Here is a 5528-nt window from a genome sequence, read left to right as displayed (position 1 = left end):
CGCGACGAACTCCGCGTTCGGGCCCCCCATCCCCGGCTCCGTGGCCTCCTCGACCGTCACGGTGGTCTCGCCGCCCGAGAGCAACACCGCCGGCGGCTCGATCGGCGACCCGCGGGCGACGCACTCCTCGGCGATCGCGGCGTGGGTCGTCCCGGCCTCGCGCGCCTCGCCCCGGACGCTCGCGGAGAGCACCAGCGGCTCGTACCCCCGGTCCCCGGCGGCGCTCGCGGCCGCGTCGAGCGCCGTCCGCCCGTTGCCGACGACGACGGCCGTGCTCCGGCCGAACGCCGGATCGCCCGCCGTCGGGGTCTCGGAGACCTCCCCGTCGGCGCCCGCCCGCAGGCGCTCGCGCACCGCGGCGGACACGTCGAGGTCGTACCGGTCGAGCACCGCCAGCGCGTCCGCGTACGTCGAGCGGTCGGGGACGGTCGGCCCGCTCGCGATCGTGTCGAGCGGGTCGCCGATCACGTCGCTGACCGCCAACGTGGCCGTCGTCGCGGGCGCGATCGTGCGCGCCAACTGCCCGCCCTTCACCGCGGAGCAGTGTTTGCGGACGGCGTTGATCTCGTCGATCGACGCGCCGGAGGCGAGCAGCGCCGACGTGAGCCCGCGGAGGGCGTCGACCGAGAGGGGGTCCGCGGGCGCGGCCAGCAGCGCGCTCCCCCCGCCGGTGATGACGGCGAGCACGAGATCGTCGGGGCCGGCGCGCTCGGCCGCATCGAGGACTCGCCGGGTGCTCTCGACGCCCCGCTCGCTCGGCAGCGGGTGGTCGCCGGGGAAGACCTCGATCCCGTTCGCCGACGGCTCGTCGACCGAGTCGCCGTCCGGCTCGTCCGGGGTTTGGTCCGTCACGACCAGCCCCTCATCGATCGGCCGGCCGCCCTCGGCGAGCACGCCCGCGACCGCTTCCGCCGCGCCCGCGGTCGCTTTCCCCGCCCCGAGGAGGGAGACCCGGTCGTACGCGTCGAGGTCGTACTCGCAGACCGCGCCGTCGGTGCCCTCGATCCGGAGGCTCTCGCCCCGGACCGAGACGGCGTCGCGGATCAGCCGCTCCGGGAGCGCGGCCTCGATCCCGGCCGCGAGGCAGTCGAGGGCCGTCTCGTGTGTCGGCGTTCGGGCGAGTCGATCGCGGTCGCGGAACCGCACGCCGGAACCGTCGGTCATAGCGGTGGCTCTCGCCGGAGGAACATATATCCGACGCGGCCGAGCAGCCCGCCCGGTGCGGGCGGACCGACACGGCGGCGCCGGCAGCGCGACCGCTGGCCGACCGGCGGAGGATTACCGCTCGGTCGTCGCCTCTCGGTGCGCGCTCGCCGCGATCGCGGCGACCCGAAGCGGCTCCGGGCGGCGGAACCCCTCGCGGATCAGTCCGCGGACGGCGGCGGCGGCCTCGTCGGTCTCGATCCCGACCGCGCGGACGAACACGGGTTCGGGAGGGTCGCTCACGGTCGGACCGGATCCGCCGCGCTCCACCCGCGCTCGGGGCGGCAGAGACCGGTACGCGTCGAGCCGCTGCGCGAGCGCCTCGCCGTCGAACGCCTCGCGCAGCGCCGGTTCGAGCCCGGGGCTCTCCTCGTAGCTCACGGCGTACACCGGTCGGTTCACGGCGTCGCGTAGCCGCGACAGGTCGACGACGTTGAACCACGCGGGCGCGATCCCCGCGACGGCGACGTGGCGGACGTCTTCGCGGCCGAGGTCGTCGAAGAGCGCGATCGCGGCGTCGGTCGCGTCGGTCCCGCCGACCGTGCAGGCGTCGAACCCCAGCCCGTCGAGGGTCCCGTCGTCTCTGACGATGGCCCCGGCTAGGCGGCTGGTTCGGTCCCCGTCAGAGAATGCGATACCGAGCGTCCGGCTCGGCGGTGTCACCTGATTACGTCTCCTCGGACTTGATCTCTTGGAGCCGGTCAAGTAGCTCGTCGTTCGACGCGCCGGGCTCGTAATCGACGGAGCCCTCGTGTACCTCTTCAGCGGCTCGGACTCCGTCGTCGTCGTCGAAATCCGCATCCAGGTCTTGGTTCTCCTGTTCGGATTCGTCGTAGCTTCCGAAGCCCATATGTGCGTGTTACTAACACGCCGGGAGGGATAAATCCCCGGGCGTCGGGAGATCCTCCGGCGGGGCCGTCTTCGCGGGTCTGCACGCTTTTACCCGTTCGGCGCCCTTCGTGCTCGTATGGAGCCGATCACCGTCACCGCGGACGCGGAGGAGTTCACCTGCAACGCGTACCTCGTACCCGGCGAGGCGCCGACGCTCGTGGACGCCGGCACGATGCCGGGCGTCGACGACGTGATCGCCGACGCGCTCGCCGACGCCGGGGTCGAGGGGCTCGACCGGGTGGTGTTGACCCACCAACATCGCGACCACGTCGGCGAGCTCGACGCGGTGCTCGACCGGTTCGACGCGACGCTCTACGCCAACGCCGCCCACCCGCGACGCGACGTGGCGATCGTCGACGGCGACGAGATCCTCGTCGGCGACGAACCCTGCGAGGTCGTCGAGACGCCCGGACACGCCGACGACCACGTCGCCCTGGTGGGCGAAGAGCGGCTCTACTCCGGCGACGTGGTCGTCTACAACGACGGCGCGTTCGACGACGGCTCGTTCGGCCGCACCGACATGGCGGGCCAGTCGCGCGAGGCGCTGATCGAGAGCCTCCACACGATTCTCAACGTCCTCCCGGACACCGTTGAGGCGATGTACCCCGGGCACGGCGACGTCTACCGCGCGAGCGACGGTCCCGACACGGTCCGCGAGGTCATCGAGCGCGCGACCGAGCGCGCCGAGCGCCGCGAGCCGAAATACCCCGAGTAGCGGACGAACTACGCCGTTGACATTCGCGACTATTTATAAGTAATTACGCGGTGGCGCGTGCCGGCGAGCGGCCGGAGGCCGCGAGGCGCACGCGCGAGGGAGCCCGCGGCCGCCGCCGGCGGCCGCGGCGAGGCTGGGGAGGTGTGAGGCGCGCGCTGTGCGGTGCGGGATGGGACTCAAAGGGGCAGTCGCGAGGGCGAAGCACGGCGCAGAAAGTACCGCAGCGAGGGAGCGAAAGCGACCGAGCGAGGAACGCAGCAAGCCGCGCGAGTAGCGAGGGCGACCGAAGGGAGCCCTCGGCTGGCGAGCGGCCGGGAGGCCGCGAGCCGTCGCGACTGGGGCTTTGGAGACCTGTACCCGGGAATCATCGACCACGTACAGCCGAGCGACTGGGGCTTTGGGGGCGTTCACCGACGACTCGCCATCGATCTTATATAAATGAGCGGCTGGAGCTTTCGATGCGAACACAGCGCCGTCGACCATTTATAAATAATCGACTGTCACACCCGACTCTCGATCTAGTCCCAGAACGACTGCGTCCGGGCGTACTCGCGCTCCTGCCGGAGCACGTCGCGGTAGAACTCGTCTTCGTCCTCGCGAAGCTTGTTGATTATCCGCGCGGCGTTGTGCGGGCCGACGCCGCGGGCCGCCAACGCGATCACCGCGCGCTTCCCGTGCGTCTGGACGAGGCTCGCGGCGCGGTGGGCGCGCTCGGTGCGCCGCTCCTGCTCCTCGTCCTTCTCGCTCGCCCGGACCGCCGCGACCGTCTCCTCGTCCCACGGGTTCAGCGCGGCGACCCGCGTCGAGCCGCACTCCGGGCACTCCGGCTGGTCGGGGACGCGCCGCACCTTCGTCGTGCGCGTCCAGTCGGCACAGTGGAGGCAAAAGAGGATGACGCGGTCGTTCCGGATGCGCTCGCGGATCGTCTCGATCACGTCGGCGTCGGCGTTCTCGGGGACGAGGAACTCCGTGCCGGACGATCGACCGGCGGTCCCGAGGGGGGTGCGCTCGCGGGCGATCTCGGTCGCGAGCGACCCGTCCTGTACGTCCGCCAGCAGCTCGGCGGTCTCCCCGACCGCGAGGTCGGCGTGAAACACCTCGCGGAGCGCCTCGTCGTAGACGGGCGTCCCCTCCAGCGCCGCGAGCAGGCGGTCGCCGCCGAACCGGCCTCTCCCCTCGCGGTAGCGCTTGACGGAACCGAACTTCGCGGCGACCTGCGCGAGCGTGAACTTGAGCGCGTCGGAGTTCTTCAGGGCGAGTTCGAGGTACGCCTCCAGCCGGTCGGGGTCGGTCGTCTCCAGCACCTCGCGGAAGGTCCCCGGGTCGACGCCGTGCGGCACCTCGAACTCGATCCGGTACGGGTCGACGTCCATCCCGATCGACGAGCCCGCGCGCTGGCCGACGAGCGCCGCGAGCAGGCGCGCGAGCGTCTCGTTCACCTCGTGGCCGAAGGCGGCGTTGACCGCGACGGTGCGCGCGCTCCCCTCGATCACGATTCGGCGGTCCGTGGGGACGAGATGGCCGGCGTCGACGTGGTCGACGACCGGCTTCAGCGCGGTCGCGATCGTCGCCTCGTCGGCGGGGTATCGCGCCGCGAGATCGCCCGCGACCGCCTCGGGCGTCGCCCCCGCCGAGAGCGCCTCGGCGGCCTCGCCGCGGATGCGTCCGACCTCCTCGGCGACGGGCTTCGGGACCGGAATCTCCTGGCCGATCCACGAGGGGACCTCGCCCGCGGGGTCGGCGATGGGCGTCACGTTCACGCGCTCCTCCTCCTCGTCGACCTCGGTGATCCGCCACATCTCGCCGCGCTGGATGAACGTCTCCCCCGGCCCGGCGAAGTTGACGACGAACCGCTCGTCCAAGGTGCCGATCCCCCGCCGCGAGGACATGTCGTACACCTCGTAGGTGGACTCGTCGGGGATCATCGAGAGGTTCGCGTAGAAGTACTGCCACGTGCCGCCCGACTTTTCGAGGGTGTCCGACTCCTCGTCGAGCCACAGCAGCCGGTTGCCGTCGAGTTCGCGGACGACCTCCTGGAACTGCGGCTCCGAGAGGTCGCTGAAGGGGTACGCGCTCGTGACGATCCGGTACGCCTCGCGGGCGTGCACGTCGCCCTCGTCCATCACGATCCCGACGATCTGGTTGGCGACCGTGTCGAGGCTGCCGTGGTGGATCGCGGCCGGCTCCACGAGCTCGGCGCCGGCGCGCCGCGCGATCGCCAGCGCTTCGAGCGTGTCGTCGCCGCCCTGCGTCACGACGGTCCCCTCGGAGACTAGATCGCGGCGGTGCCCCGCGCGCCCGACGCGCTGGAGCAGGCGGGCGACCTCGCGCGGGCTCCCGTACTGGACCACGTGATCGACGCGCCCCACGTCGATCCCGAGATCCATCGAGGAGGTGCAGACGAGCCCGTCCAGGTCGCCCGACTTGAACCGGTCTTCCACGTCGATCCGCACGTCCTTCGAGAGCGAGCCGTGGTGGACCTCGATCTCGGTGGGGTCGGCGGCGCCGCCCTCACTGCCGCGTTCGGCCGCCTGCCGCTCCCGCTCCGCGAGCGTCTTGAACCGCGAGCCGAGCGCCTCCGCGGTCTGTCGCGTGTTGACGAAGATCAGCGTAGACTCGTGGGCGGCGACGATCTCCCGGATCGTCCGGACGTGGCTCGCGGTCGTCTCGTCGACCGCCAGTTCGCCGGCGAGCGTCGCGTCGCGGTCCGTGATCGGCG

General features: G+C 71.9%; 5 protein-coding genes. 1 reads left to right on the top strand and 4 read right to left on the bottom strand.

Annotated elements, in window-relative coordinates:
* The 3 genes from DJ69_RS11325 to DJ69_RS11315 form a co-directional block, all read right to left on the bottom strand.
* Nucleotides 1–1164 (bottom strand): glycerate kinase type-2 family protein (locus tag DJ69_RS11325; RefSeq protein ID WP_099255703.1); only part of this gene is annotated, 1164 nt, incomplete at its 3' end.
* A gap of 114 nt (nt 1165–1278) precedes the next feature.
* The gene (locus tag DJ69_RS11320; RefSeq protein WP_099255702.1) at nt 1279–1866 is read right to left on the bottom strand and encodes an endonuclease dU; all 588 of its coding nucleotides are present in this window, start codon (nt 1864–1866) and stop codon (nt 1279–1281) included.
* A gap of 4 nt (nt 1867–1870) precedes the next feature.
* On the bottom strand, nt 1871–2053 hold the full coding sequence (locus DJ69_RS11315; RefSeq protein WP_004049114.1) for a DUF5786 family protein: 183 nt from the start codon (nt 2051–2053) through the stop codon (nt 1871–1873).
* 117 nt (nt 2054–2170) lie between these two features.
* Here DJ69_RS11315 and DJ69_RS11310 point away from each other — a divergent pair, with 117 nt between their 5' ends.
* Nucleotides 2171–2809 (top strand): MBL fold metallo-hydrolase, encoded by a 639-nt coding sequence (locus DJ69_RS11310; protein WP_099255701.1) that lies wholly within the window; start codon nt 2171–2173, stop codon nt 2807–2809.
* A 518-nt stretch (nt 2810–3327) separates the two neighbouring features.
* On the opposite strand, the gene DJ69_RS11305 is transcribed toward DJ69_RS11310, so the two are convergent.
* Nucleotides 3328–5528 (bottom strand): helicase-related protein (locus DJ69_RS11305; RefSeq protein WP_099255700.1); only part of this gene is annotated, 2201 nt, incomplete at its 5' end.

The organism is Halorubrum persicum (assembly GCF_002727125.1).
GTDB classification, from domain to species: Archaea; Halobacteriota; Halobacteria; order Halobacteriales; family Haloferacaceae; genus Halorubrum; species Halorubrum persicum.
The sequence above is the reverse complement of the archived record's forward strand: the minus strand, read 5'-3'. Positions and strand labels throughout refer to the sequence as shown.

What these genes read in the sequence shown, in the direction of transcription:
- DJ69_RS11315 (WP_004049114.1), bottom strand. Translation starts at nt 2,053, where the DNA reads ATGGGCTTCGGAAGCTACGACGAATCCGAACAGGAGAACCAAGACCTG.
- DJ69_RS11310 (WP_099255701.1), top strand. Translation starts at nt 2,171, where the DNA reads ATGGAGCCGATCACCGTCACCGCGGACGCGGAGGAGTTCACCTGCAAC.